General features: G+C 35.1%; 24 protein-coding genes. 6 read left to right on the forward strand and 18 right to left on the reverse strand.

From position 1 onward, the window contains the following. Positions 1 to 14 precede the first annotated feature (14 nt). On the forward strand, positions 15 to 1,259 hold the full coding sequence (locus G551_RS0113960) for an amidohydrolase family protein (RefSeq protein ID WP_027886137.1): 1,245 nt from the start codon (positions 15 to 17) through the stop codon (positions 1,257 to 1,259). Here the strand turns inward: G551_RS0113960 and G551_RS0113965 are convergent. Next, positions 1,251 to 2,309 (reverse strand): flavin-containing monooxygenase, encoded by a 1,059-nt coding sequence (locus tag G551_RS0113965; RefSeq protein WP_027886138.1) that lies wholly within the window; start codon positions 2,307 to 2,309, stop codon positions 1,251 to 1,253. The genes G551_RS0113960 and G551_RS0113965 overlap by 9 nt on opposite strands. Positions 2,310 to 2,470: 161 nt before the next feature. On the opposite strand from G551_RS0113965, the gene G551_RS15985 reads away from it, so the two are divergent. After that, entirely contained in the window at positions 2,471 to 3,334 is an 864-nt protein-coding gene (locus tag G551_RS15985; RefSeq protein ID WP_051191415.1) for a zinc-dependent peptidase, read from the forward strand. A 13-nt stretch (positions 3,335 to 3,347) separates the two neighbouring features. On the opposite strand, the gene G551_RS0113975 is transcribed toward G551_RS15985, so the two are convergent. The 14 genes from G551_RS0113975 to tamL form a co-directional block, all read right to left on the reverse strand. Continuing rightward, on the reverse strand, positions 3,348 to 3,746 hold the full coding sequence (locus G551_RS0113975) for a GlcG/HbpS family heme-binding protein (protein ID WP_027886139.1): 399 nt from the start codon (positions 3,744 to 3,746) through the stop codon (positions 3,348 to 3,350). A 177-nt stretch (positions 3,747 to 3,923) separates the two neighbouring features. Next, positions 3,924 to 4,664 (reverse strand): NYN domain-containing protein, encoded by a 741-nt coding sequence (locus G551_RS0113980; RefSeq protein WP_027886140.1) that lies wholly within the window; start codon positions 4,662 to 4,664, stop codon positions 3,924 to 3,926. 8 nt (positions 4,665 to 4,672) lie between these two features. Continuing rightward, positions 4,673 to 5,659: a YpdA family putative bacillithiol disulfide reductase gene (locus tag G551_RS0113985; RefSeq protein WP_027886141.1), complete on the reverse strand. Its 987-nt coding sequence runs from the start codon at positions 5,657 to 5,659 to the stop codon at positions 4,673 to 4,675. After that, positions 5,646 to 6,305: a ribulose-phosphate 3-epimerase gene (gene rpe, locus G551_RS0113990; RefSeq protein WP_036243971.1), complete on the reverse strand. Its 660-nt coding sequence runs from the start codon at positions 6,303 to 6,305 to the stop codon at positions 5,646 to 5,648. Before rpe ends, G551_RS0113985 begins: the two co-directional genes overlap by 14 nt. A gap of 212 nt (positions 6,306 to 6,517) precedes the next feature. Next, the gene (locus G551_RS16995) at positions 6,518 to 6,661 is read right to left on the reverse strand and encodes a BLUF domain-containing protein (protein ID WP_084626428.1); all 144 of its coding nucleotides are present in this window, start codon (positions 6,659 to 6,661) and stop codon (positions 6,518 to 6,520) included. A 273-nt stretch (positions 6,662 to 6,934) separates the two neighbouring features. Continuing rightward, positions 6,935 to 7,798 (reverse strand): sigma-70 family RNA polymerase sigma factor, encoded by an 864-nt coding sequence (locus G551_RS0113995; RefSeq protein WP_027886143.1) that lies wholly within the window; start codon positions 7,796 to 7,798, stop codon positions 6,935 to 6,937. Positions 7,799 to 8,025: 227 nt separating this feature from the next. Further along, on the reverse strand, positions 8,026 to 9,225 hold the full coding sequence (locus tag G551_RS0114000) for a glutamate-5-semialdehyde dehydrogenase (protein WP_027886144.1): 1,200 nt from the start codon (positions 9,223 to 9,225) through the stop codon (positions 8,026 to 8,028). 28 nt (positions 9,226 to 9,253) lie between these two features. Next, positions 9,254 to 10,030 carry a glutamate 5-kinase gene (gene proB / locus G551_RS0114005; protein WP_027886145.1) on the reverse strand — a complete coding sequence of 259 codons (777 nt, stop codon included), beginning with the start codon at positions 10,028 to 10,030 and terminating at the stop codon, positions 9,254 to 9,256. A gap of 22 nt (positions 10,031 to 10,052) precedes the next feature. After that, positions 10,053 to 10,856: a pyrroline-5-carboxylate reductase gene (proC, locus tag G551_RS0114010; protein ID WP_027886146.1), complete on the reverse strand. Its 804-nt coding sequence runs from the start codon at positions 10,854 to 10,856 to the stop codon at positions 10,053 to 10,055. A gap of 299 nt (positions 10,857 to 11,155) precedes the next feature. Next, complete coding sequence (locus tag G551_RS15990) at positions 11,156 to 13,318, reverse strand: polyribonucleotide nucleotidyltransferase (protein WP_036243972.1); 2,163 nt, start codon at positions 13,316 to 13,318, stop codon at positions 11,156 to 11,158. 152 nt (positions 13,319 to 13,470) lie between these two features. Then, positions 13,471 to 13,740 (reverse strand): 30S ribosomal protein S15, encoded by a 270-nt coding sequence (gene rpsO / locus G551_RS0114020; protein ID WP_027886147.1) that lies wholly within the window; start codon positions 13,738 to 13,740, stop codon positions 13,471 to 13,473. 105 nt (positions 13,741 to 13,845) lie between these two features. Beyond that, on the reverse strand, positions 13,846 to 14,703 hold the full coding sequence (gene accD, locus G551_RS0114025; protein ID WP_027886148.1) for an acetyl-CoA carboxylase, carboxyltransferase subunit beta: 858 nt from the start codon (positions 14,701 to 14,703) through the stop codon (positions 13,846 to 13,848). A 40-nt stretch (positions 14,704 to 14,743) separates the two neighbouring features. Beyond that, positions 14,744 to 15,811, reverse strand: coding sequence for a class II fructose-bisphosphate aldolase (gene fbaA, locus G551_RS0114030; protein WP_027886149.1), 1,068 nt, complete (start codon positions 15,809 to 15,811; stop codon positions 14,744 to 14,746). Between the two features lie 50 nt (positions 15,812 to 15,861). Continuing rightward, complete coding sequence (tamL, locus tag G551_RS0114035; protein WP_027886150.1) at positions 15,862 to 18,435, reverse strand: translocation and assembly module lipoprotein TamL; 2,574 nt, start codon at positions 18,433 to 18,435, stop codon at positions 15,862 to 15,864. Between the two features lie 35 nt (positions 18,436 to 18,470). Between tamL and G551_RS0114040 the strand changes: the two genes are divergently transcribed. Then, the gene (locus G551_RS0114040; protein ID WP_027886151.1) at positions 18,471 to 19,193 is read left to right on the forward strand and encodes a TrmH family RNA methyltransferase; all 723 of its coding nucleotides are present in this window, start codon (positions 18,471 to 18,473) and stop codon (positions 19,191 to 19,193) included. Positions 19,194 to 19,195: 2 nt separating this feature from the next. Here G551_RS0114040 and porT read toward each other — a convergent pair whose 3' ends face one another. Together porT and ubiE are read right to left on the reverse strand one after the other, a co-directional pair. After that, positions 19,196 to 19,891, reverse strand: a complete 696-nt coding sequence (porT, locus tag G551_RS0114045; RefSeq protein ID WP_027886152.1) for a type IX secretion/gliding motility protein PorT/SprT — start codon at positions 19,889 to 19,891, stop codon at positions 19,196 to 19,198. A gap of 4 nt (positions 19,892 to 19,895) precedes the next feature. Further along, complete coding sequence (gene ubiE, locus G551_RS0114050) at positions 19,896 to 20,624, reverse strand: bifunctional demethylmenaquinone methyltransferase/2-methoxy-6-polyprenyl-1,4-benzoquinol methylase UbiE (protein ID WP_027886153.1); 729 nt, start codon at positions 20,622 to 20,624, stop codon at positions 19,896 to 19,898. A gap of 134 nt (positions 20,625 to 20,758) precedes the next feature. Between ubiE and trkA the strand changes: the two genes are divergently transcribed. Genes trkA through G551_RS0114065 form a run of 3 tightly spaced genes read left to right on the forward strand, consistent with a single transcriptional unit; the run spans position 20,759 to position 24,498 of the window. Then, complete coding sequence (gene trkA / locus G551_RS0114055) at positions 20,759 to 22,108, forward strand: Trk system potassium transporter TrkA (protein WP_027886154.1); 1,350 nt, start codon at positions 20,759 to 20,761, stop codon at positions 22,106 to 22,108. Then, positions 22,108 to 23,604, forward strand: a complete 1,497-nt coding sequence (locus G551_RS0114060) for a TrkH family potassium uptake protein (RefSeq protein ID WP_027886155.1) — start codon at positions 22,108 to 22,110, stop codon at positions 23,602 to 23,604. Before trkA ends, G551_RS0114060 begins: the two co-directional genes overlap by 1 nt. A gap of 3 nt (positions 23,605 to 23,607) precedes the next feature. Further along, positions 23,608 to 24,498, forward strand: coding sequence for a carboxypeptidase-like regulatory domain-containing protein (locus tag G551_RS0114065; protein ID WP_084626420.1), 891 nt, complete (start codon positions 23,608 to 23,610; stop codon positions 24,496 to 24,498). Between the two features lie 65 nt (positions 24,499 to 24,563). Here the strand turns inward: G551_RS0114065 and G551_RS0114070 are convergent, their stop codons facing one another. After that, on the reverse strand, positions 24,564 to 25,754 hold the full coding sequence (locus G551_RS0114070; RefSeq protein ID WP_027886157.1) for a pyridoxal phosphate-dependent aminotransferase: 1,191 nt from the start codon (positions 25,752 to 25,754) through the stop codon (positions 24,564 to 24,566). Position 25,755: the final 1 nt, after the last annotated feature.

A 25,755-nucleotide genomic window follows, 5' to 3' on the forward strand; every position in this document is an offset into this window, starting at 1 on the left:
CAAGTATTATTACGATGGATGATGATCTGGGAGAATTAATACAAACCGATATCTTAGTTGAAAATGGAAAGATCAAGAAAATCGGAGAGCATATTTCAGCATCTTCAGGTATTCAAAAAATTGATGGGAGTAATCACATTGTGATGCCGGGACTTATGGATAATCACTGGCATACTTGGACGTCTTTACTTAAAAGTATGTCTGGTAATTCTAAAAAAGAAGCCTATTTTAAAGTTACAGAAGAATACGGAAAGCTTTACCAACCCGAAACGATGTATTTAGCAACTAAATTTGCATTGGCAGAAGCTATACATTCCGGGATTACCACCATAAACGACTTTAACCATAATGCTAGAAATGCTGAGTTTGTTTGGGCAAGTTTTGAAGCGATAAAAGAAATGGGACTTAAGGGTCGTGTGAGTTATGGCTATTATCGTGATCTTAAAAGTGAAGAACCTACACCATTCTCAGAAATCGAAAATGTATTGCAACAAAAGAAATCTCAAGAAGGTTATGAAGATATAAAACTTGGTTTTGGTTCTCGAGCGGTTGGTTATCCTTATTTGAAGAAAGATTGGGAACAAGCCCGAGCATTAAATATGCCCATTGCTATACACGCGAGTTCTACACCAAAAGATAAGAATCAAATCCAGCAATTATCGAAATGGCAACTGTTAGGTAATGATGTAAATATCATTCATGCAAATGCTATTACCGATGAAGAAATTACAGCAGTAAAAAATAGCGGAGCTTCAATAACAATGACACCTTATTCTGAAATGCGTATCGGCTTTGGCTTTCCGCAGGTAAATAGATTAGTCAACCAAGATATTAGGCTTGGGGTAGGAGTAGATTCTACTGCACTTAGCGGCAGCTCTAATTTGCTAAACACACTAAAGCTTTTAGAAAATGTTGCCAATGCACAGGCAATGAGTGAGTTTGGTGTTGCCTCTCATCGTTTATTAAAAATGGCAACTATCGATGCTGCTAAAATTTTAGGAATTAGTGATCAAACCGGTTCTATTACTGAAGGAAAACAAGCAGATCTAATTATGATCAATAGAGATCATATTAATCTAAGCTCGGGTAATAAACTTGAAAAATTAGTGATTGAAGCAGCTCAAAATTTTAATATCGATTTTGTAGCTTCTAAAGGAAAAATTTTAAAACAAAATGGAGAACTTACTCAAATTGATGAAGGAGAATTAAAAAATGAAGTTAATAACACCTTTGGTAAAATGACCAAGCGATTAAACTGAAACCGGTTCTAATTCGTGCTTTTTTATTTGCGTTGCCAAATATTCAGCATCTTTTTGTATTCCTCCAAGTGTTGCAGAACCTCTTGTATGTAACCAAGGTAAACCAATAAAATAAAGTCCTTTAATACTACTTACTCCTCGATTGTTTTTTGGGTAACCTTCGTGATCAAGCTCCAAACCTTTGATCCAAGAGAAATTAGGGCGGTAACCGGTAGCCCAAACAATATTTTTTACATCGGTAAGGGTTTGTTTTTCGGTTTCGATCTTGTCTTCGTGTGCATCGTTGGTTCTGCCGACGGCAATTACATTTTTTCGGCTTAAAATTTCTTTTACATCGGTACCAATCACCGGTTGTTTAGAATGACTAATGCGCTTGCCTATAAACGATTTTTTACTGAAGCTTAAAAAACCGGTTTTGGTGAACCACCACCAAAGCGTTTTGCCTAAAATTTCCTGCGGAAGTGTCTTTACGTCGGTATCGCCAGAAAAATAAGTGGTTCTCCCGTCTTTAGAAATTTCATCTAAAATTTGAAAACCGCTATCGCCGGCACCAACAACCATTGCTGCACCTTCTTGCAACTGACTCGGATTTTTATAATAATTACTATGTATTTGAAAAACACATTGATCGATCTGTTTAGAACAAGGCGGCGTGTACGGTATATGAAACGGTCCTGTAGCCACGATAACTTGTTTGGTTTCAAAAGTTTCATTATCGGTAAAAACCAAAAACTTTTCCTCTATCTTTTCAATTTTTCGAACCAAGGTTTTTAGTTGAACCGGAAAATCGAATTTCTTCACATAGCTTTTAAAATAATCGGCAACTTCATATTTATTAGGATAGTGACCCTTACGAGCCGGAAAATCCATCCCGGCAAGATGGTTAAATTCTGTTGGGGTAAAAAGTTTTAAAGAATCCCAACGATTAAGCCAACTGGCACCAATTTCTTCTTCTTTATCTAGTATTAAAAATTTTTTATTTAATTGCTTTAAATAATAAGCCATCGATAAACCGGCTTGAGCAGCTCCAATAATTATAAAATCCCGCATGTTGTGTTTGTTCTGGGAATATTATAACCTTTTTTCTGCTGAAACGCAAGTTTTTAGAAAATAACTCTAAATATTATTAAATAGGCAACTTGACTTTAATTTTAAAATCAATAGGTCTTAAGCTCGTTTATTTATTTTTCTGTTATCTTCGAAATCTAGCTATGGAAGATCTTATTATTGCACTTATTGGCATTCTTTTTTTTCTTGGGATGTTTGCGATTATCATTGTAAAATCAATCTCTCTATTCGATGTGCTTTATTTGCATTTCTTTAAAAAGCCCATTTATATTCATTTTTATTTTAAGCTGAAAAAGCTAAACTATCAAGACGAGCGATTTATTAAAGACCGTTTCCCTTTTTACAATCGTTTAAAACCGAAACAACAAAAGTTTTTTCAGCATCGGGTTATCATTTTTATGAACGATAAGTCTTTTGAAGCACGTGAAGGTTTTCATATGAATAATGAAGTAAAGCTTTATATTTCTGCCACGGCGGTAATGCTAACCTTCGGGATGCGCGATTTTCTATTACCGGCGGTTCATAAAATTTTGGTTTACCCAGATGTTTATCATTCTACTATCAATGATGCCTACCATAAAGGAGAATTTAATCCTAGAATGAGGGCTTTAGTTTTCTCTTGGAAACATTTTTTAGAGGGTTTTGCCAGCGACCGCGATAATATCAATTTAGCTGTTCATGAGTGGGTACACGTGATTCAATTCAACAGTAAAAAAGAACACGATATTAGCGCCAGTATTTTTGATGATACTTCTAAAGAACTGGTAAAGCTTTTACTTTACGATAATATTAGGCAGCGCTTAGAAGATACAAAGTATTTTCGAGAATATGCGTTTACAAATGAGTTTGAATTTGTAGCGGTTCTTGTAGAATATTTTATTGAAAGCCCGATCGAGTTCAGGCAGAAATTTCCTGAGTTTTATGCGAAAGTGAAAAAAATGCTGAATTATAATTTTGCCGGATACAAAAAAAGCAGTATGAAAATATACTGCTTTAATTTTATTTGAGAAGTTTTAACAACTAGCTTATTGCTTTCTTAGCTGCGCTTGCTACTTGGTGATCGTTCTCTACAGAACTACCAGATACTCCTATCGCTCCAATCACTTCCCCATCATGTTCAATAGTTACTCCACCGGGGAAAGTTATAAGACCGTTGTTTGAATGCTCTATACTAAAAAAAGATTTTCCTGGCTGAGAAAGTTTTCCTATTTCTCCAGTATCCATATCGAAATAACGAGAAGTTTTAGCTTTTTTAATTGCAATATCTATAGACCCTAACCAAGCGCCTTCCATTCTATTAAATGCCATTAGGTTTGCACCTGCATCAACTACGGCAATGTTCATTTTTAAATTAAGTTCTTTAGATTTTTTAATCCCAGCTTCTACAGCTTTTTGTGCTTGTTCTAAGGTAAGTTTCATATCTATTTTTTTATTTTTCTGAATATAATAAATATTTAACTTGATAAAGAACTTATTAATAAGCATTTAACGTTTTTGCGCTAGGGATAGTAGCGGCATCCTTTTTATGCTTTTTAAAAGCATAAAAAGATATAGCGAATAGCCCGACCCAAATTTATTTGGGTAGCGTCCTAAATCTTATTCTTTATTTTTTACGTAAATAAGCTTATGTCTACCTTTTTGGTTATCTCTAGATTCAATCTCAAATTGGTTGATGGAGTTAATCATAGGGGTAAGCTTTTGAAACCCGTAATTACGACTATCAAAATTAGGTTGCTTTTTTTGAAGTAAACTTCCTACATCGCCTAAAAATGCCCAGCCATCTTCATCGGCCACATCAGAAATTGTAGAGGCAATAAGTTTTATAACTTTTGGAGTGATCTTATCGACATCGTCTTTCTTTTCATCTTTTGTTTTAGAAGAGCTTTTGCTTTCAACTTCTTTGTCTTGGTTCTTTAAAATTTCAAGATAGATGAATTTATCACAAGCAACGATAAAAGGTTCTGGGGTTTTCTTTTCACCAATACCAATTACATTTTTACCGGCTTCTCGAAGTCTTGTTGCAAGTTTAGTAAAATCACTATCGCTAGAAACCAAGCAAAAACCATCTACTTTATTAGAATATAAAATATCCATGGCGTCGATGATCATGGCAGAGTCGGTGGCGTTTTTACCTTGCGTATAAGCGTATTGCTGAATAGGATTTACCGCATTTTCAAGCAAAACGTTTTTCCATTTATTAAGATGAGGTTTGGTCCAATCTCCGTAAATACGTTTAATAGTAGGGTTACCATACTTGGCAATTTCCTGTAACATTTCGGTAATGTAAGCCGATGGAATGTTGTCGCCATCAATTAAAACTGCCAATTTATTTTCCATAGTTTTTATTAATTACAAGAGATGTTTTCCATAATCATCTTGGCGTGAATACGAGAGTTTTCAATAAACCACTTATGGGTTTCTAAGCCACCGCAAATTACTCCGGCTAGGTAAACTCCTTTTAAATTTGTTTCCATCGTTTGTGAATCGTATTGCGGTATTTTTTTCTCTTTATCTTGAAGCTGAATGCCTACTTCTTCTAAGAATTTAAAATTAGGGCGATAGCCGGTTAAAGCTAATACAAAGTCGTTTTTTAAAGTTTTTTTGAGTCCGTTTTCATCTTCAATATCAACTTCATGTTCACGAATTTCTTTTATTGTTGAATTAAAATAGGCCTTTATGCTACCTTCTTCAATACGATTTACAATATCGGGTCTAACCCAATATTTAACTCGCTCACCAATACCTTCACCACGAACAACCATGGTAACTCGGCCGCCTTTACGATAAACTTCTAAAGCCGCATCGACAGAAGAATTACTGGCGCCAACCACAATCACATCTTGATTAGAATAATAATGCGGGTCGTTGTAATAATGATTAACTTTAGGTAAATCTTCTCCCTTCACATTCATATGATTCGGGATGTCGTAAAAACCGGTGGCGATTACCACATTTTTAGCTGTGTAATCACTTTTACTCGTATGTATATGATAGCTGTTCTCTTCTTTTTTAACTGAATTTACTTTTTCAAATAAATGAATATCAAGCTTCTTAGAGGTTGCAATTCTTCTATAGTATTCTAGAGCTTCAGCCTTGCTTGGCTTTGCGTTTTTACTAATAAAAGGAATTTGATCGATCTCTAATTTTTCTGAAGAAGAGAAAAAAGTCATATTCGTTGGGTAATGGTATAAAGAGTTTACCAACGGACCTTTTTCTATAACTACATAAGAAAGATTTCTTTTTTGCGCTTCAATAGCACAGGCAATACCAATTGGGCCACCACCAATTATAATAACATCTAACAAATCTTCTTGTTGATTATGAGTTAGCAATTTCTTTTAATTTTTTGACAATTTCTTTAGGGTCTTTAGATTTAAAAACAAAGCTACCTGCAACCAATACATCTGCACCAGCATCTATTAACTTTTTAGCATTGTCACTATTTACACCGCCGTCAATTTCGATTTGTGTTTTAGCTTGATTGTCTACAATAATCTCTTTTAATTGTTGAGTTTTCTTGTAGGTGTTCTCGATAAAACTTTGTCCGCCAAAACCAGGATTCACGCTCATGATACATACCAAATCGATATCGTTAATTACATCTTCTAATAAACTTACATTGGTATGAGGGTTAATAGCTACTCCGGCTCTCATTCCTTCAGCTTTAATAGCTTGTAACGTACGGTGTAAGTGTGTGCAAGCTTCAAAATGAACGGTTAGAATATCGGCACCTAAATCTGAAAAGGTTTTAATATAACGATCTGGGTCTACAATCATTAAATGTACATCGATCACTTTGCCGGCGTGACGGTTAATGGCTTCGAGTACCGGCATCCCGAAAGAAATGTTAGGTACAAAAACACCATCCATAATATCGATATGAAACCAGTCTGCATCGCTTTCGTTTATCATCTCGATATCACGTTGAAGGTTTGCAAAATCTGCAGCTAAGATAGAAGGGGCAATTAATTTTTCCATTTTTCTTTTTAGTTGAATTACAAAAATACTAAGAAATAATGGATTATGGTCTTATTGACATTTTAGAAAAAGTTTTAATACTTCTTGGGCGGTATCTCGAGGTTTATCGTCTAGAGATTTGAGTTGATCGAACATTCTTTTCAAATTATCGAATTGGTATTTTTCTTCTTCAGAGATATAATCACAAAGAAATCCATCAAATGAGGGAGTTGTTATTTTTTTTCTTCAAAGATCTTGATGATGCTTTTATGACGATCGTCTTTTTTTATTTTTTGCCATAGGTTATTCACTTTTGCAGTTTCACCTTCAATTACCTGAAAAAAATTTCCGTATGAAAATAAAAGTAAGCCTTTTATGTTTAGGAGTTAGTACTCTTCTTCAAGGGCCATTAGTAACTCTTTAATTTCTTTTTCTGTAAAGTATAAGTTAGAGTTACTAACATAACATATGGCTAATCTCATAAATAAATACTGTTAACTTCGTTACGTAAGATATATATAAATAATTGCATAGGTGTTATTAGAAGTTGTGAAAATAAAAAAACCCCGGTAATCAGCCGGGGTTTCATTCATCAATCAAAAAACGAACAGTTATGAAATTACTGTTTGTTATGGTAAAGTTACGAATTTTTAACCTAAATAGGTTTTTAAAATCTTACTTCTAGAAGTATGTTTTAATCTTCGTATAGCTTTTTCTTTAATTTGTCTAACTCTTTCACGTGTTAAATCGAAAGTTTCACCAATTTCTTCTAAGGTCATTGGGTGTTGATTACCTAGACCAAAATATAAGCGAATTACATCTGCCTCTCTTGGAGTTAGCGTTTCTAAAGAACGTTCAATCTCTGTTTTTAAAGAATCGTGTAATAGTTCTTTATCTGGGTTTGGAGATTCTCCTGAACGTAATACGTCATATAAATTAGAATCTTCACCTTCAATTAAAGGAGCATCCATCGATACGTGGCGACCAGAGTTTTTCATAGACTCTTTCACGTCGTTAATGGTCATGTCTAACTCTTTGGCAATCTCTTCTGCACTAGGAGGTCTTTCGTTAGATTGCTCTAAAAATGCATAGGTTTTATTAATTTTATTAATAGAACCAATTTTGTTAAGCGGTAAACGTACAATTCTAGATTGTTCTGCTAATGCCTGAAGAATAGATTGTCTAATCCACCAAACGGCATAAGAGATAAATTTGAAACCCCTAGTTTCATCAAAACGTTTTGCTGCTTTAATAAGCCCTAAGTTACCTTCGTTAATAAGATCTGGTAATGTTAAGCCTTGGTTTTGGTATTGTTTTGCAACCGATACTACGAAACGTAAGTTAGCTTGAGTTAATTTTTCTAAAGCTCTGTTATCACCGGCTTTAATACGTTGTGCTAATTCTACTTCTTCGTCTGCAGTAATTAAATCTACCTTACCAATTTCTTGTAAATACTTGTCTAGCGAAGCGGTTTCTCTGTTAGTTACCTGCTTCGTAATTTTAAGTTGTCTCATTTACGATCTCTAGATTATGTTTAAGAGTGTTATATTTAGTTATACGTAAGTTCTTCAAAAAAGGTTACAAAAACTTTAAAAAAACTTGCGTTTAATTTTAACTCCCAACTTGTCGCAAAAAATTGACGAGGTTTACAATTTGGTTTATTTCTTTTATGAATATCAATAAAAAAAAGCCTGCTTTTAAAAAAAGCAGGCTTTTTGAAAACTTATTATAGTTTTATTTTTTACACTCTTACGTGACCGTCACCGTAAACATAGTATTTATTAGTTACTAACTGTTTAAGACCTAACGGACCTCTGTGATGTAACTTATCGGTACTTATGGCTAACTCTGCGCCAACTCCCATTTGACCACCATCGGTAAATCGGGTAGAAGCGTTATGGTAAACCGCTGCACTATCGATTTGCTCCATAAATTTAGCGGCTTTGTCTTTATCTTCTGTAATAATACAAGCAGAGTGACCACCAGAATACTGATTAATTTTTTCGATAACACCGTCAATACCATCAGCTTCGGCAAGTACAATTTTTAATGCTAAAAATTCTTCGTACCATGTATCTTCACTTGGTATTTTTTCTTCATTAGAAAGTGTAGCGCTAACTTTTTCATCTACAAGAATCTTTACATTTGCTTCTTTTAAAACAGTCTGAAGCTCTTTAAGTTTAGATTCGTATGCTGGGATATTCTTATCGATAAATACTTTATCTAATGCATTACATCCTGAAATTTTATCTGTTTTCGCATTAAAAATAACTTTTACTGCTTTTTCCCAATCGGCATCTTCTGCTACATATAAAAAGTTATTCCCACGACCACTTACCAATACGGCACATTTAGCGTGATCTTTTACAAACTGAATTAAACGCTCACCACCTCTTGGTACGATCAAGTCTAATTGTACCGGTGGATTTTGTAAAAACTCCTGTGTTTCTGTTCTGTTGGTGTGCATTAGCTCGATCCAGTCTTTAGCTAGACCGTTTTCTTCTAAAGCTTCGTGCCAACATTTTTCAAGAATGATATTACTGTTTTTTGCTTCTTTACCGCCTTTTAAAAAGATTTTATTATTGGCTTTAAAAGCTAATACAGCAGCTTCAATGGTTACATCTGGTCGAGATTCATAAATAATCATGATCGTACCAAACGGTGCGGTTTTATTGATAATTTTTAAACCGCTATCTAAAGTTCTGTCAGAAATTTCTTTACCGACAGGATCGTCTTGTTCTTTTACTTCTTTAATCGCCTGTATCATTCCATCAACCTTAGCTTCATTTACCACTAATCGGTCGTAAAGTGCTTGGTCGTCTTTGTTAAAAGCGTCAAGATCTTTTTTGTTTTCAGCGATAATGTTAGAACGTTCTCGATCGATAATTTTCATCATCGAGTCTAAAACTTTATCTTTTATTGTTGAATCTAATAATTGCATGTTTCGTTTTTTAGTTGTTAAAATTTACTTAGTTGGTAAACTTTGTTCCTACATTTTTTCCGTCAATAATATCTAAAATCACATTGTGTCGTTTACCATTTGCGATGTAGGTAGGTATATCTTTATTTGCGGTTCCTTTGGCAATTTTTAATTTAGAACCCATTCCGCCACGGCCTTCGCCTTCACCTTTGTCTGAAGTTTGAACGTATTTTTCAACATTCTCATCTACTTTTACTTCATTCAGTTTTTCTGAATTTTCATCTTCCGGGTGACCGGTGTAAAATCCTTCGATATCGGTAAGAATAATTAGCTTATCGGCATTAATCAATTCGGCTACTAAACTTGCTAATTCATCATTATCAGAAAACATAGACATGGTTAATGATACGGCATCATCTTCATTAGCGATCGGGATAATCCCTTCGGCTAATAAACCTTCGTAACAGTTAATCATGTTTTCTCTGTGCTTACCAGGATCGAAGTCTCTTTTGGTGGCTAGAACTTGAGCGCAACGCATACCGTAATCGTGAAAAATGCTGTAATAGTGTCGCATCATTCTTGGTTGTCCTACGGCAGAAAAGACTTGTCTTCTAATCGATTTGTCTTGTATTTTACATTCGCCAAGTATTTCTTGTCCTGCTATAGAAGAACCAGAAGAAACTAGAACGGTCATAATATCACGTTCGTATAATTCTGCAATTTGTCTTACTAGCTCTTTTAATACAGGGCCTAAAATTCGGTTGTCTTTGTTGGTCATTACATTGGTTCCAACTTTAATTACAACTCTTTTTGTATCCTCGTCCATAATTGGTTTATAATGAATAAAATTATTTTTCTCCTAATTCGATTGCTCTATTAAAAGCTGCATAGGCTGCCTCTTTTATAAGGTCTTTCACGTTATTATCGTCCATAGAGTCTAACGCAGCTCTTGTGGTACCTCCTTTAGATGCAACTCTGTTCATCCAAGTTTGTGGCGATAAATCATTTTTGTTGAAAAGCTCTACGGCTCCTTCAAAAGTATTGCTTACTAAAACTTTAGAATCGTGTTCAGAGAATCCCATTTTTTTAGCAGCTTCGAGCATAGAATTCATAAAGTAGAAAACATATGCAGGTCCGCTACCTGAGATTCCTGTTGAAGCATCAATAAATTTTTGGGTATCTACGTGTATCGATTCTCCTGTGGTATCTAATAAATTTCTAATGGCTAATAATTCTACTCTAGAAACTTTATCAGACTCGGTATAAGAAGTAACTCCTTTACCAACTTGTGCCGGTAAGTTAGGCATTGTTCTCACTACTTTTTCTGCGCCTAAACGCTCTTGGATTGATTCGATAGTCACACCAGCCATTAATGAGATGAAGATTTGATTTTGATTAATCATTGGCTTCATCTTTTCGAATAAATCATCACTGTGATAAGGTTTCACAGCAATAAAAACTAAGTCTGCTTTAGGAAGGCAGTCTTCTAATTTATCGTAAACATCGAAATGCGAAACTTCTTTTAAAGCAATTATTTTTTCTGGATCAGTATCGAATATCTGAAGGTTTTTTTCTCCCAGAAGTGATGATTTCACCATTCCTTCTGCGTAAGTTAACCCCATATTTCCTGCTCCAATTACTAATACTTTCATTTTTATTTATTTCTTGGTTTAGTATTTATTTGCTTTATAATGTGCAAGGATTATGCAGAGATGCTTAAAAATCTACTAAATTCACAGCCCTCCGCAAATTAGTAATTAACTAGTGTATTAGTTAATACTTTGACATTATTTTAATAAAATTGTGTAGATAATCTAATTTGGTAATGAAAATTTAAAATTTTAATAACTGCCAATACGTCGAAAAGTGTAAGTATGTCAGTTAAAAAAATCTTAAAATAAAAAAAGCTCCGAAGTTATTCGGAGCTTTTTATGCACTTGAAAGAGATTAATTACTTCTCGTTATTGTTCTCTCTTTTTTTATCTTCTCTTGGTGGTCTTGGTAAAAGCGCCTTTCTAGAAACTTTTTCTTTTCTAGTTTTAGGATCTACACCAAAATATTTCACATCAATAACATCACCCATATTTACAACATCGGTAACGTTGTTGGTGCGTTCCCAAGCAAGTTCAGAAATGTGTAATAAAACTTCGTTTCCTGGAGCATCTACATATTCTACAACTGCACCAAAATCTAAAATCTTGATTACTTTTACTTCGTAAACACTACCTTTTTCAGGCTTAAAAGTAATCGAATCGATCTTCGCCATTACTTTATCGATACCTTCTTGATCGGTTCCTAAGATCTCCACAATTCCTTCTTCAGTTACAGGATCTTCGTTAATAACGATTTCTGTTCCTGTTTCTTTCTGAAGTTCCTGAATTACTTTTCCGCCAGGACCAATTAAAGCACCTATAAATTCGTTAGCAATTCTGCGAGTGATCATTTTTGGAGCATGACCTTTCACTTCTTCACGAGGAGCTTCGATCGTTTCGGTAAGTTTACCTAAGATATGAAGCCTTCCTTCTCTTGCTTGTTTTAAAGCTTTAATTAAGATCTCGTAGCTTAATCCTTTCACTTTAATATCCATTTGGCAAGCCGTGATCCCGTCTTCTGTTCCGGTTACTTTAAAATCCATATCACCTAAGTGATCTTCATCTCCTAAAATATCTGAAAGAACAGCATATTTTCCAGAATCTGCATCAGAGATCAATCCCATGGCGATACCAGAAACCGGTTTTTTAATTTTTACACCTGCATCCATTAATGCCATTGTACCGGCACAAACCGTTGCCATAGAAGAAGAACCGTTAGATTCTAAAATTTCTGAAACTACACGAACTGTATATGGGCAATCTTCAGGAATCATTCCTTTTAAAGCTCTTTGTGCTAAGTTACCGTGACCAACCTCTCTACGTGAAGTACCACGAATTGGGCGTGCTTCTCCTGTTGAGAAAGGAGGGAAGTTATAATGAAGGTAAAAAGTTTCTTCACCTTCGAAACTTGGCATATCAATTTGGTTAGCTTCTCTAGAAGTACCTAATGTTGCGGTTGCTAAAGCCTGAGTTTCTCCTCTAGTGAAAATAGAAGAACCGTGTGTAGACGGTAAATAATCTACTTCACACCAGATTGGTCTAATCTCATCAGTTTTTCTACCATCTAAACGTAAACCTTCATTTAAGGTTAAATCGCGAACGGCAGCTTTTTCTGCTTTAGAGTAATATTTTGAAATTAAATCTCCGAAATCTTCTCTTTCTTCTTCAGAAAAGCTATTTGCAATTTCTTCTTTAATTTCACCAAAAGCGGTAGAACGTTCTTTTTTAGAAGATCCTGCTTTTGCTACGGCATAAACTTTATCGTATGCCATTTCGTGGATTTTCTGCTGAAGTGCTTCATCTTCTCTTTCACCATCATATTCACGAGTTTCTTTTTTACCAAATGCTTCTGCTAATTTTACTTGAGCTTCACATTGTTTTTTTATGTGTTCGTGTGCAAATTTGATGGCTTCTGTCATTTCTTCTTCAGAAATTTCATTCATTTCGCCTTCAACCATCATCACAGAATCTGCAGAAGCTCCGATCATCATATCGATGTCTGAATTTTCTAACTGTGCGCGTGTTGGGTTAATGATTAATTCGCCATTTACACGACCTACTCTTGCTTCAGAAATTGGGCACTCGAAAGGAGCGTCTGAAAGTTGAATAGCTGCTGAAGCTGCTAAACCAGCCATTGCGTCTGGCATTACATCTTCGTCATGAGACATTAACTGAATCATGATCTGTGTTTCTGCGTGATAATCTTTTGGGAAAAGTGGTCGAAGTACACGATCTACTAAACGCATCGTTAATACTTCACCATCACTTGGTCTAGCTTCTCTTTTGAAGAAACCACCCGGGTAACGTCCTGCAGCCGCAAATTTTTCACGGTAATCTACAGTTAATGGTAAGAAGTCAACATCGCTTTGTTTGTAGTTAGATACTAACGTACAAAGCAACATACACTTACCCGATTGTACAACCACAGAACCATGTGCTTGTTTTGCTAATTTTCCGGTTTCGATAGAGATTTTTCTTCCATCTCCTAAATCGATAACCTCTTTAAATGTTTTTGGAATCATAAAATTTGTGTTATTAAACAATGGTCTTCCGTCTTACCGGACGGTCTGGGTTGTGTTGTTGTGTGTTTAATAGACCAATGAAAAACTACCCAATTATTGTTTGGGTGACAATTTATCTTATAAAAAAAAGGGGCGTAAAGCCCCTTTTAATATTATTTTCTTAATCCTAATTCCTTAACGATAGCACGATATCTTAAAATATCTTTTTTCATTAAGTAATCAAGTAAGCTTCTTCTTTTACCTACTAGCGCTACAAGTGAACGCTCAGAGTTGTAATCTTTTCTGTTTGTTTTCAAGTGATCAGAAATATACGCAATTCTTTTTGTGAATAATGCGATTTGACCTTCTGCTGAACCGGTATCGTTTTTACCTTTACCGTGTTTTTCGAACAATTGTTCTTTTTCTTCTTTTGTTAAATACATTCCAATATTATTTCAATGATTATTATGTACCGATAGTTTTTCTATCGAAGCGGCAAAGATACATTTATTATTTAATAAACAATTTCTTTACTCGAATTATTTTTATTACGCTCTAATAGGCTGATTTAAAATTAAATCTATATAAAGATTGATCTTATTTTTTAGCTCTTTTCGTTGCGTGATAAAGTCTAAGAAACCGTGCTCTAATAAAAACTCAGAACGTTGGAAACCTTCCGGTAAATCTTTACCAGTCGTATCTTTTACGACACGTGGTCCTGCAAAACCAATTAAAGCTCCCGGTTCAGAAATATTTATATCTCCTAACATCGCAAAAGATGCCGTTGTCCCACCGGTTGTAGGATCTGTACATAATGAGATGTAAGGTAACTTAGCTTCTGCTAATTGCGCTAACTTCACTGAAGTTTTTGCCATTTGCATTAACGAGTAAACTGCTTCTTGCATTCTTGCGCCACCAGATTTTGAAATAATCATCAATGGTAGCTTATGCTCGATACAATAATCTGCTGCTCTTGCTATTTTTTCACCTACTACAGAACCCATAGAACCACCTACAAATCTAAAATCCATACAAACGACAACGAGGTCTTTTCCTTTAGATTTTCCTACGCCGGTTCTAATGGCGTCTTTTAAACCTGTTTTTTCTTGCGCATCTTTTAAACGATCGGGATACTTCTTGGTATCTTCAAACTTTAAAGGATCTTTAGCAGTTAGGTTTTTATCTAGTTCTTTATATTTTGCATCGTCAAAAAGTATTTCGAAATACTCTTTACTACCAATTCTAACGTGGTAACCATCTTCCGGACTTACATAAAAGTTTTTTTCTAGTTGCTCTGCGTCAACTATTTTTCCGGTAGGAGATTTGTACCAAAGACCTTTAGGGACGTCTTTTTTATCTTCGGTAGCGGTCTGAATTCCTTTTTTTGTTCTTTTAAACCAAGCCATAAATAGTTATTTGGGTTGTATGAGGTTTTATAGAATTTGATTAAAGACTGTTAACGTTGTTTAAGTCTTCGAAGGCTTTTTTAAGTCTGTTCTTAAAAGTAATTTCTCCTTCTCTTAACCATTTTCTTGGGTCGTAGTATTTTTTGTTAGGCACATCTTCACCATCTGGGTTACCAATTTGTGTCGCTAAATAATCTTTATGCTCTTGGATGTAATCACGTACACCTTCTGCAAAAGCATATTGTAAATCGGTATCGATGTTCATTTTAATTACTCCGTAACCAATTGCTTCTCTAATTTCTTCAACAGTAGAACCACTTCCGCCGTGAAAAACAAAATCGATATGATTTTCTTCTACATCATATTTTTCTGTGATGTACTCTTGAGAATTTTTAAGAATTTTTGGAGTTAATTTTACGTTTCCTGGTTTGTAAACCCCGTGAACGTTACCAAAAGCAGCTGCAATTGTAAATTGATCACTTACTTTGCTTAACTCTTCATAAGCGTAAGCTACTTCTTCTGGTTGAGTGTATAATTTAGATGAATCTACATCGGTATTGTCTACACCATCTTCTTCACCACCGGTAATCCCTAATTCAATTTCTAAAGTCATACCCATTTTGCTCATGCGAGCTAAGTATTCTTTACAGATTTCAATGTTTTCTTCAAGTGATTCTTCACTTAAATCAATCATATGAGAGCTGTATAATGGTTTACCGTGCTCTTTGTAAAATTTTTCACCGGCATCTAATAAACCGTCAATCCAAGGTAATAATTTTTTTGCACAGTGGTCGGTATGTAAAATTACTGTTGCACCGTAAGCCTTTGCTAAATCGTGTACGTGTTTTGCACCGGCAACACCACCTAAAATTGCTGCTTGTTGGTTTTCGTTAGAAAGGCCTTTACCAGCGTTAAAAACAGATCCTCCGTTAGAAAACTGAAGAATTACAGGTGAATTTAGCTCTGCCGCAGTTTCTAAAACTGCATTAATAGTGTTAGAACCTACTACGTTTACTGCCGGAAGGGCATAACCATTCTCTTTTGCGTGGTTAAAGATTTCTTGTACTTCTTTTCCGGTAGCAACACCAGGCTTAATATTATGACTCATGAATTAGTTTTTTAATTAAACGATTTACAAAATTAATAAAATAAAATGGGTTAGAAAGGATAATTAATTCCAACATTATAAACTGCGTGTGCAAAATTGTAATGCTGAAACCATTCTTGTCGATTATAAGCGGGGTTGTAAGTTTTAAACCCAACATCGAAACGAATTACAAAAAAGCTAAGGTCGTAGCGTAAACCTAAACCAGAGCTTACTGCAATTTCTCTAAAATCTTTAATAGAGGTAAATCTAGAGCGCTCGTCTTCAACATTGTCTAAAACATTCCAAATGTTACCGGCATCTACAAAAACAGCACTGTTTAATTGCCCGAATAGGTTGAAGCGATACTCGGCATTGAGTGTGATTTTCATATTCGCTTCGTTAAACTCGTTAATTCCGCCAGAGCTTCCGGGACCTAGGTCGTAAGCTTGCCAACCTCTGTTATCGTTTGCGCCACCGGCAAAAAAGCTACGCGCAAAAGGAATGCTGTTAGAGTTTCCGTACGGAACGGCAATACCACCTAAGGCTCGAATGGCGAATATGTTTTGTTGACCTAAATCCCAATGTTTGATAAAATCGGTTTCAAATTTTCCGTATTGAGAGAATTCAACCCCAAAAAGATTATAGTTGTCATTATCATTTTTATCAAGATTTAAAAGAGGAGCTACAAGTGAAAGGGTGCTTCCGGCAGCTTCAACTTTAAATCTAAACTGCGTAAAATCTTGATCGTAAATATTTTCTTTGGTGTTTTTAATATAGCTGAAGTTAGAGGCTAGTATTAAATTGTCTTGCGTTAGTCTATTTCTTCGCTCAATAATATTTCTGGTGATCTGATTTTCTTCCGAAGAAAAATTATAAGTGTTATTATTAAAGTCTCTAATAAAAGACTGTGCACCATCGGGAATACTTAAATTAGGAAGATTGTCGTCGTTAGGATTACTGTCTTCGTTAAAATATGAATTTTCTACTTGGTCAAAATTATTTTGCGCAATGTTATTGAGCCTGCTGAAAGAATTTCGGTAAACATTAAAATAGTTACTGGAGTTTAGGTTTCTTACATATTGTAAATCGATTAAATCTAAACGATGGGTAAGCTCATCGTTAGGATACCAGCGGTAATTAAATTTCCCGGTAACATTATGTTTATCTAAACCAATATTTTGCTGTGTACTTACACCGGCACTTACTGTTGTGAATGGAAACATCGATTTTGGGATGATTCCATCAGTATTAATAGGGAATGCGATTTTTGGAAATGATAAATTTACATCGGCTCCAATTTCTGAAATATTAAAAAAGCGGTCTTCACTATCGGCCGCATCGTTTGAAGAACCAATACTACCTCGACCTCCAATTTCTAAAGTTTCGGCGCCGCCAAAAACATTTCGTATTAAAAGTGAACCTCCAAAACCGATCCCGAAATCTTGTATGTTACTACGAGAAACATCAAAATTAAAATCGACTCCAAATTTTTCTTTTGGGGTAAGGAAAATATTCGTGATTAATTGAGTACCTGTTGAATCCCGAGGATCGGACATATATTGAATATCGGGATATTTAAAAATCCCTAATTGATTCATTCTTCTATAAGTAAGTGATCGATCTAGATCTCGATAAACCTCACCTTTTTTAATAAAAACCGCATCGGCTATTGCTTCGGGTTTATACTTTAATTTGTCGAAACTATAAAGTGTATATCCTTTAAAGCTTGCAGAATCTGTGATCGATCGTTCTTTATTAGAATATGTATAATCTGTAAAAATGTTTACATCGCTAATGTAATGCGCTCGGTAAGGAACGGTGTAAGCAGTATCTTCTTTTTGAATATTTCTATCGGCAATCACTAAGTCGATATTAACTTTATGATTGGTGTCGATAGTATCGGCATCAAAACTAATGTATTCTTGCTCGAAGTGATAAAAACCATTGTTTCTAAATAAACTTACAATGCGATCACGTTCGGCGTTAAATTTATCGGTTTCAAACTGCTCGCCGCTAACAACGAGACTTTCTTCTTTATGTTGTTGATAAACAGAGTCTGTTTGTGGCGAAGCAATACGTTCAGATATTGAATCTAAAATGTACGCTTGGTGCGGCTTTATGCGATATTCAACTTTTGCTCTTTTATTTTCTAGTTTTTCAATATTATAATCGGTTTCTACATTAAACCAACCGTGGTTCCAGTACCAAGCTTTTAGTCGGCTGGCAGAACGCTCGGTCTTTTCTTTATTTAAGATTACCGGAGCTTCACCGGCATCTTCTAAAAATTCGTGAAAACCAACATACGATTGACCTATTTTTTCAACTTGCTTTTTAGAGAGCCAATTAATAAGTCGCTTTTCTCGTTTTGGTTTTTTATGCAGCCATTTATAAAAAGTAGTGTCGGGATTTGGATTGGCAGCGTTGTAAATATGTAATTTTAAAGGAATACCAAGTAACGGAAGTTTCGCATTTGGTTCTTGGTATAATTGATCGAAAATTTGTCTTTTGCTAATTTCTTCATCATTTACAAAAATCTTATTCTCGGTAAGTAAATGTTGATCTTCTTGAACCTTTTTTACCGCATTACAAGAAATTATAAGCAGCACCAACAGAATAAATGATATTTTTGTCGTTACAGATTTCAAATAAAAAAAATTAAATTTCAAAAATACATCATTTTATGCTTAGCAAAGGCCAAATAAAGTTAATAAACAGCCTATCTCAAAAAAAATACAGACAAAAAAATGCATTGTTTGTGGCAGAAGGTATAAAAGTGATCAAAGAGCTGCTAAATTCTAACTTTGAATTGGAGCGTTTATTTTCTGAAGCTGATCTTTTTTTTACTGAAAATAATAAAATGCAACTTCTGGAAGCCAACGAGCTAAAGAAAATTACTAAACTTGCTACAGCTCAAACAGCCTTGGCTTTGTTTAAAATTCCTCAGAAAAAGCAAACGATAACCGAAGATTTTATCGTGGCTTTAGATGGAGTTCGAGATCCCGGAAATTTAGGAACGCTCATTCGGCTTTGTGACTGGTTTGGCGTAAAGCAATTGTTATGCTCTAAAGATACGGTCGATTGTTATAACGAAAAAGTAGTGCAAGCCACAATGGGTTCTATTGCTAGGGTTGAAGTGATTTATGGCGATTTAGCTGAAGAAATTTCGAAGCTCGATCTTCCTGTTTTCGGCACGTTTATGAATGGTGAAAATATTTATGAATCTTCACTTTCTTCCAAAGGAATTTTAGTATTGGGAAATGAAGCTAACGGAATTTCAGATGAAATTAAGCAATTGAGCAAACATCAAATTTCGATTCCGCAGTTTGGTGAAACTAAAAACACCGAAAGTCTAAACGTCGCTACCGCTACCGCGATTTTATTAAGCGAATTTAAACGTCGCTAATCTTACTGAAAAGTAAAGTTTATAAAAATCCCGCGGGTAGACATTTGATCGATATTACCCGTGTAAGGACTGTTGGGATCTACGTCACGTTTTAATTCATCATTAATCGCAAAAACACCACGTATCGAAGGACTAAATTTAAAGAAGAAAAGGTATAAGTCTATCCCGAAACCTACTTCATAATAGTAGGTGCTTTGCATCATTCTAAACTCACCGGCGCTATTATCGTCTGGGTTTTTCTCGTTACTCGATAAGTTGATAGAAGTTGAAACACCGCCAACAATAAAGGGTTTAAAGTTATTGATTCTTTTTGTTGAAAATTTTACAAGAAACGGAATATGAACATAAGTAGATTTTACTTCTCTAAAATTATCATCTTCCGGAATATCGGGATAGGTTAAATTTCTATTAGAAAAAACCACGCCCGGTTCTAATCGTAAGTCAAAATAATCGTTCAGCCGTAAATTACCAATTAATCCCACGTTAAACCCTAGGCTTTTTTCAACAAGAATATCGTTAGTCGGATGTTCTTTGTAGTCGAATTTAAAATCGTAAGAATTAAAACCCAAAAAGTAACCCCAAGACCATCTTTTCTTATCGAAATTCTCAAGGTTTTTTATTTTTTCTTTCGTAAAAAGTTGCGCGTTAGTGTATTGAAAACCTAGTAAGAAGGTTAAAACTAAAATTACTTTCTTCATACAATTATTTTGAAGCCGTGTAAATGGTAGCGACACCAAAAGTTTGAGGCTTATCTTGTGTATTTATAAACCCAATTTTCTTTAAAATATTGTTGAATTTTTCTCCGTAAGGAAAAACAGCCGCACTATCACTTAAATATTTGTAAGCAACTTTATCTTTAGAGAATACTTTACCAATGGTTGGTAAGATGTATTTACAATGAATATGATAACCTTGTTTAAATGGAAATTTAGTAGGAACAGAAGTTTCTAGAACTACAAAAATACCTCCCGGTTTTAATACGCGGTAAATTTCTTGAAGTCCGTTTTCTAAAGTTTCAAAATTTCTTACTCCAAAGGCTACGGTAATCGCGTCGAAGCTATTATCTTCAAAAGGTAAATTTTCAGAATCACCTTGTATCATTTCAATTTTATCAGAAAGCGAAGAACCTTCAATTTTCTTTCTTCCTACGCTTAACATTCCTTCAGAAAGGTCTAAACCAACCACTTTCGGAATGCCATTTTGCGCCATGCTAATCGCTAGATCTCCGGTTCCTGTCGCAATATCTAAAGCATTTTTAGGATGGGTGTCGGTAACTAATTTAATTACTTTTTTTCTCCAAGAAGTATCGATCCCAAAAGAAATTACACGATTTAAACCATCGTAATTTTCAGAAATTGTGTCGAACATTTGCTCAACCTGCTTTTTCTTTGTGAGTTTAGAATCTTTATATGGAGTTACGTTTTTAGACATAGCAAAAATTTTTGCAAAGATAAGGTTTATGTAATAGATATAACTTTTACGATTAAAAAATTGCACCCTAAGCTTTTACTTCATATTTATAATTTAACCTATCTTTGTTACTTTCTGAAAAATTTCATGTTTATATGAAGATTATTATTGCGGGAGCGGGAGAAGTAGGATTTCATTTAGCTAAACTATTATCTTTTGAATCTCAAGATATTACCTTAATCGATACCGATAAATATAATTTAGAATACGCCGATACGCATTTAGATATTAGAACCATTAAAGGAGACGCTACTTCGATAAAGGTTTTAAACGATGCGCAAATTAATGGGGTAGATCTTGTTATAAGTGTAACTTCTAGTGAAACTACTAATATTACGGTTTGTGTGCTAGCCAAGCAATTAGGTGCTAAAAGAACCGTTGCCAGAATATCGAATACAGAATTTTTAGAAAATAAAGATGAAATTGGCTTTAAGCGATTTGGGATAGATGAATTAATTTCTCCTGAAGCTTTAGCCGCAAAAGAAATAAAATTACTCTTAGATCAATCTGCGTTTAATGATACCTTTCAGTTTGAAGATGGTGCGTTAACGATGGTTGGTTTTAAACTTTCAAGAAATGCTTCATTTGTTCGTAAAAGTGTAAAAGAAGCTGCAGAAATTTTTCCGGAAGTTCATTTTGTGCCGATCGCTATTCAACGATTTAGTACACAATATACGTTAATTCCACGAGGCGATACGCAGTTTAGAGAAGGCGATCAAGTTTACTTTATCACTACACAAGACGGTGTTGAAGAACTGTTTAAACTCACCGGAAAAGTAAAGCAAGACATTAAAAATATAATGATTCTCGGCGGAAGTAAAATAGGAAGAAGAACCGCTAAAGATCTAAGTGAATCAAAATTCAACGTAAAGCTTATTGAGCACGATAAAGAAAAAGCCTTCGATCTTGCCGATGAATTACCCAAAGTATTAGTGATTAATGGTGATGGTCGCAATGTTGAATTGTTAGAAGAAGAGAATATTCACGATATGGATGCGTTTATCGCATTAACCGGTAATTCTGAAACCAATATCATGTCTTCGTTGGTTGCTAAATCGAAAACGGTAAGAAAAACCATCGCTCTAGTAGAAAATATGGATTATTTTCAGCTGAGTCATTCGATCGGGATCAATACCCTTATCAATAAAAAGCTGTTAGCCGCTAACAATATTTTTAGGTATGTAAGAAAAGGTGAAGTAGTAGCGATGACCAAGCTTAACAATATGAATGCAGAATTGTTAGAGTTTATCGTTAATCCATCTTCTAAAGTTTGTAACAAGAAAATAAAAAATATCGATTTTCCGAGATCGTCAATTATTGGCGGAGTAATAAGAAACGGAAAAGGATTAATTACTCTTGGCGATTTTAGAATTCAGGAGGGCGATCGAGTAGTGGTTTGTTGCTTGCCAAGATCGATTAAAAAAGTAGAAAAACTCTTCTTGTAATGCCAAAACTCAACTATAAAATTATTCTGCATATTATGGGTTTGCTGTTAGTTTGTAACGGCGGCTTTATGATTTTTGCTTGTTTAGTAAGTTGGTATTATGCAGATGGAGTAACCGTTCAGATTTTAGGAGCAGCCATCACGACGATGCTTTTAGGGATGGCACTTATGTTTTTTACCCGAAATCACCGTAAAGAAATGAAAAAGCGTGAAGGTTACATTATTGTGACTTTTGGGTGGATTTTTATGGCGCTCAGCGGAATGTTACCGTATCTTTTTTCTGAAGCCATTCCAACCGTAACCAATGCTTTTTTCGAAACCATGTCGGGTTACACCACAACCGGAGCCACGATTTTAAATGATATTGAAGTAATTCCTGAAGGGATTCTCTTTTGGCGAAGCCTTACCCATTGGATTGGCGGAATGGGAATTATCGTACTTGCCGTTGCAATTTTACCGCTTTTAGGAATCGGCGGGATGCAGTTATTCGCTGCTGAAGCTCCAGGCCCAAGTGCCGATAAACTAAAACCTAGAATTACCGATACCGCAAAACGTTTATGGTTTATCTACGTAGGTTATACTTTTGCAGAAACCATTTTGCTAAAGGTTGCCGGGATGAGCTTTTTCGATGCAATTAATCACGCGTTAAGTACACTTTCTACCGGAGGTTTTTCAACCAAAAATGCCAGTGCTGCTTATTGGAACGATCAACCCATCATTCAATACATTCTAATCGTTTTTATGTTTTTGGCAGGTACTAACTTTGTCTTGAGTTACTTTAGTTTTAAAGGAAGAGTGCAAAAGGTTTTACGAGATGAAGAGTTTAAATGGTATTGCATATTTGTATTTGGTTTTACGGCTATTGCTGCTTTATTAATTTATTTTGAAGCTGATGTTGGCGTATCTTCAATTGCACACCCAATGGTTTGGGGTGAAGCAGAAAGCGCTTTTCGTCACGCGTTGTTTCAGGTGTTAACCGTAATTACTACAACCGGTTTTGTGTCTGCAGATTTTAGTTTATGGACGCCCTTTCTTACCATATTTTTCTTCGGAATGTTCTTCTTAGGCGGTTCTGCGGGTTCAACTTCAGGTGGAGTAAAAGTAGTGAGACATATCATCATGATTCGAAACGGAATTACAGAATTTAAACGAACCTTGCATCCTAACGCTATTTTGCCGGTTCGCTATAACGGAAGAAGCATTAAAGGAGAAATCGTATTTAATATTCTTGGTTTCTTTATTTTATATATGCTGGCATTTATTATCGGTGCGATTGGTTTAGCCTCGTTAGGTTTAGATTTTCCTACTTCTATTGGTGGTGCCGCATCTTCGTTAGGTAATATTGGTCCGGCGTTTGGGGCTTTAAGTCCGGTGAATAATTTTGATGCTTTGCCTTCTCCCGGAAAATGGTGGTGCGCATTTTTAATGCTTATCGGTCGTTTAGAACTCTTTACAGTTTTAATTATTCTAACTCCTTTCTTCTGGCGAAATAGATAATCGATGAGGTTAATAGTTTACTTTTTGCTGTTTATTTCTTTGGGTTTACAAGCGCAAGAAGTTTCAGGAATTGTAAAAGATAGCCTTACGCAAGAAACTTTGCTTTATGTGAATATTACGTATTTACATTCAGATGAAGGAACTAGTACAGATCAACAAGGCGTTTTTCAGCTTCAACTTTCAGAAGAAAACAAAACAGATACTTTGTTGATTTCTTACGTAGGTTATCGGTCAAAATTAATTCCTGTACATCAATTAAATTCTACTTCCGAAGAGATTTTACTTCAGCAAGAACGAGCAGAAATAGAAACCGTTCAACTTCAAGTTAAGAAAGCAAAATATACTTCAGCAAGAAAAATAGGATTTAAGCGTAAAGGCGATTACCGTCATTCGAAAGCTTATGGTACTGAAGTTTGCGTCTGGATAAAAAATGAAGAACGCCGAGCAGGAAAACTTACCGAAGTACAATTGTTTTTTAAGAAGAACAAGGAGCAGAATAAGAAATGGAAAAGTTATCAAGCTTATTTTTTAGTGAAGTTTTATGCTTTTGATGTTGAAAAAAGAAAACCGGGAAATCTGTTAGTGGCAGAACCTATTTTAATTCAGCCTAAAAATAAACGTAACACTGTAAAAATTGAAGTTGAAGATTTAAATATTCTTTATCCGGTTGAAGGAATTTGCATAGGTGTCGAAACCATAAAACCGGAACACATAAAACCTACAGAATCGATGTTTTCAACCTATCCGTATCAAGTTTACGCGCATTCCAAAGAAGCTTTAACTTGGGGGAGTTTTCGAGGAAAACCTTGGAAGAAACAACGCAGGCGTTCTTATTTTAAGCCTAATATGTTTACCAATCCTTTAGTAAAATTAAAAGTGAAATATAGAAAGTAAATTTTAATCATAAAAAAAGCCTTATCATTTCGATAAGGCTTTTTCAGTATAAATAATTTATGAACTTATGCTAAAGCTTCTTTAATCTGAGCGATGGCATTTTTAATATCATCTTCGCTGGCAGCGTAAGAAATTCGGATACAATCCGGGTTACCGAAAGCTTCACCGGTTACAGTAGCAACTTGTGCTTCTTCTAGTAAATACATCGAAAGATCGGTGGCATTTTCAATTTTGTTTCCTTTAAACGTTTTTCCGAATAAAGCAGAAACATTAGGAAATACATAAAAAGCACCTTCGGGTTCGTTACATTTAAAGCCTTCAACTTCATTTAATAAATCTAAAATTAGCGTACGACGCTCTTTAAATTTATCGATCATGTATTGAATTTTGCTAACCGGTGCTTTTAGTGCAGTAATCGTTGCACGTTGCGCGATACAGTTGGCACCGCTGGTAATTTGTCCTTGAATTTTATTACACGCTCTCGCGATATATTCTGGAGCGCCAATATAACCAATTCGCCATCCCGTCATGGCAAATGCTTTAGAAACACCGTTTACAGTAACGGTACGATCATACATATCGTCAAATTGTGCCATAGAAGCGTGACCACCGGAAAAATTAATATGCTCGTAAATCTCATCACTCACTACAATAATTTGCGGATGCTTTTGTAAAACATCGGCTAGAGCTCTTAATTCTTCAGTGCTGTAAAGTGAACCGCTAGGATTACAAGGAGAACTAAACCAAAGCATTTTTGTTTGCGGTGTAATCGCTTCTTCTAATTGCTGCGGAGTCATTTTAAAGTCGTTCTCGATTGAAGTTTTAACTTCTACCGGAGTTCCTTCAGCAATTTTTACGATATCTCGGTAACTTACCCAGTAAGGGCAAGGTAAAATCACTTCATCTCCCGGGTTAAGCATCACCATCGCAACGTTTGCTAATGATTGTTTTGCACCGGTAGAAACTACGATTTGAGAAGGTTTGTAAGTTAATTTATTATCTCTTTCAAATTTCTCGATGATGGCTTCTTTCAATTCAACATAACCATCAACCGGCGTGTACGAATTGTAATTATCGTTGATCGCCTGGATCGCCGCTTCTTTAATAAAATCTGGTGTGTTAAAATCGGGTTCACCTAAACTTAAGCCAATAATTTTTTTTCCTTCAGCTCTTAATTCGCGTGCTTTTGCTGCCATAGCTAAAGTTGCAGAAGTTTCTAGCTTGTTAATTCTTTCCGAGAGTTCTTGGTGTTGCATG

This window comes from Mesonia mobilis DSM 19841 (assembly GCF_000423405.1).
Classification (GTDB): Bacteria; Bacteroidota; Bacteroidia; order Flavobacteriales; family Flavobacteriaceae; genus Mesonia; species Mesonia mobilis.

Coding starts and splice junctions, on each gene's coding strand:
- rpe (WP_036243971.1), bottom strand. CDS start 6,305: ATGGAAAAATTAATTGCCCCTTCTATCTTAGCTGCAGATTTTGCAAAC.
- G551_RS0114065 (WP_084626420.1), top strand. CDS start 23,608: ATGAGGTTAATAGTTTACTTTTTGCTGTTTATTTCTTTGGGTTTACAA.
- accD (WP_027886148.1), bottom strand. CDS start 14,703: ATGGCTTGGTTTAAAAGAACAAAAAAAGGAATTCAGACCGCTACCGAA.
- G551_RS15990 (WP_036243972.1), bottom strand. CDS start 13,318: ATGATTCCAAAAACATTTAAAGAGGTTATCGATTTAGGAGATGGAAGA.
- G551_RS0113975 (WP_027886139.1), bottom strand. CDS start 3,746: ATGAAACTTACCTTAGAACAAGCACAAAAAGCTGTAGAAGCTGGGATT.
- G551_RS0113980 (WP_027886140.1), bottom strand. CDS start 4,664: ATGGAAAATAAATTGGCAGTTTTAATTGATGGCGACAACATTCCATCG.
- G551_RS0114000 (WP_027886144.1), bottom strand. CDS start 9,225: ATGCAATTATTAGATTCAACAATAAAAGATAAAGTTTTAGACTCGATG.
- proC (WP_027886146.1), bottom strand. CDS start 10,856: ATGAAAGTATTAGTAATTGGAGCAGGAAATATGGGGTTAACTTACGCA.
- fbaA (WP_027886149.1), bottom strand. CDS start 15,811: ATGAGTCATAATATTAAGCCTGGTGTTGCTACCGGAAAAGAAGTACAA.
- porT (WP_027886152.1), bottom strand. CDS start 19,891: ATGAAGAAAGTAATTTTAGTTTTAACCTTCTTACTAGGTTTTCAATAC.
- G551_RS0114070 (WP_027886157.1), bottom strand. CDS start 25,754: ATGCAACACCAAGAACTCTCGGAAAGAATTAACAAGCTAGAAACTTCT.
- ubiE (WP_027886153.1), bottom strand. CDS start 20,624: ATGTCTAAAAACGTAACTCCATATAAAGATTCTAAACTCACAAAGAAA.
- G551_RS0114060 (WP_027886155.1), top strand. CDS start 22,108: ATGCCAAAACTCAACTATAAAATTATTCTGCATATTATGGGTTTGCTG.
- G551_RS0113960 (WP_027886137.1), top strand. CDS start 15: ATGGATGATGATCTGGGAGAATTAATACAAACCGATATCTTAGTTGAA.
- G551_RS0113965 (WP_027886138.1), bottom strand. CDS start 2,309: ATGCGGGATTTTATAATTATTGGAGCTGCTCAAGCCGGTTTATCGATG.
- trkA (WP_027886154.1), top strand. CDS start 20,759: ATGAAGATTATTATTGCGGGAGCGGGAGAAGTAGGATTTCATTTAGCT.
- proB (WP_027886145.1), bottom strand. CDS start 10,030: ATGGACGAGGATACAAAAAGAGTTGTAATTAAAGTTGGAACCAATGTA.
- G551_RS0113995 (WP_027886143.1), bottom strand. CDS start 7,798: ATGAGACAACTTAAAATTACGAAGCAGGTAACTAACAGAGAAACCGCT.
- rpsO (WP_027886147.1), bottom strand. CDS start 13,740: ATGTATTTAACAAAAGAAGAAAAAGAACAATTGTTCGAAAAACACGGT.
- G551_RS15985 (WP_051191415.1), top strand. CDS start 2,471: ATGGAAGATCTTATTATTGCACTTATTGGCATTCTTTTTTTTCTTGGG.
- G551_RS0114040 (WP_027886151.1), top strand. CDS start 18,471: ATGCTTAGCAAAGGCCAAATAAAGTTAATAAACAGCCTATCTCAAAAA.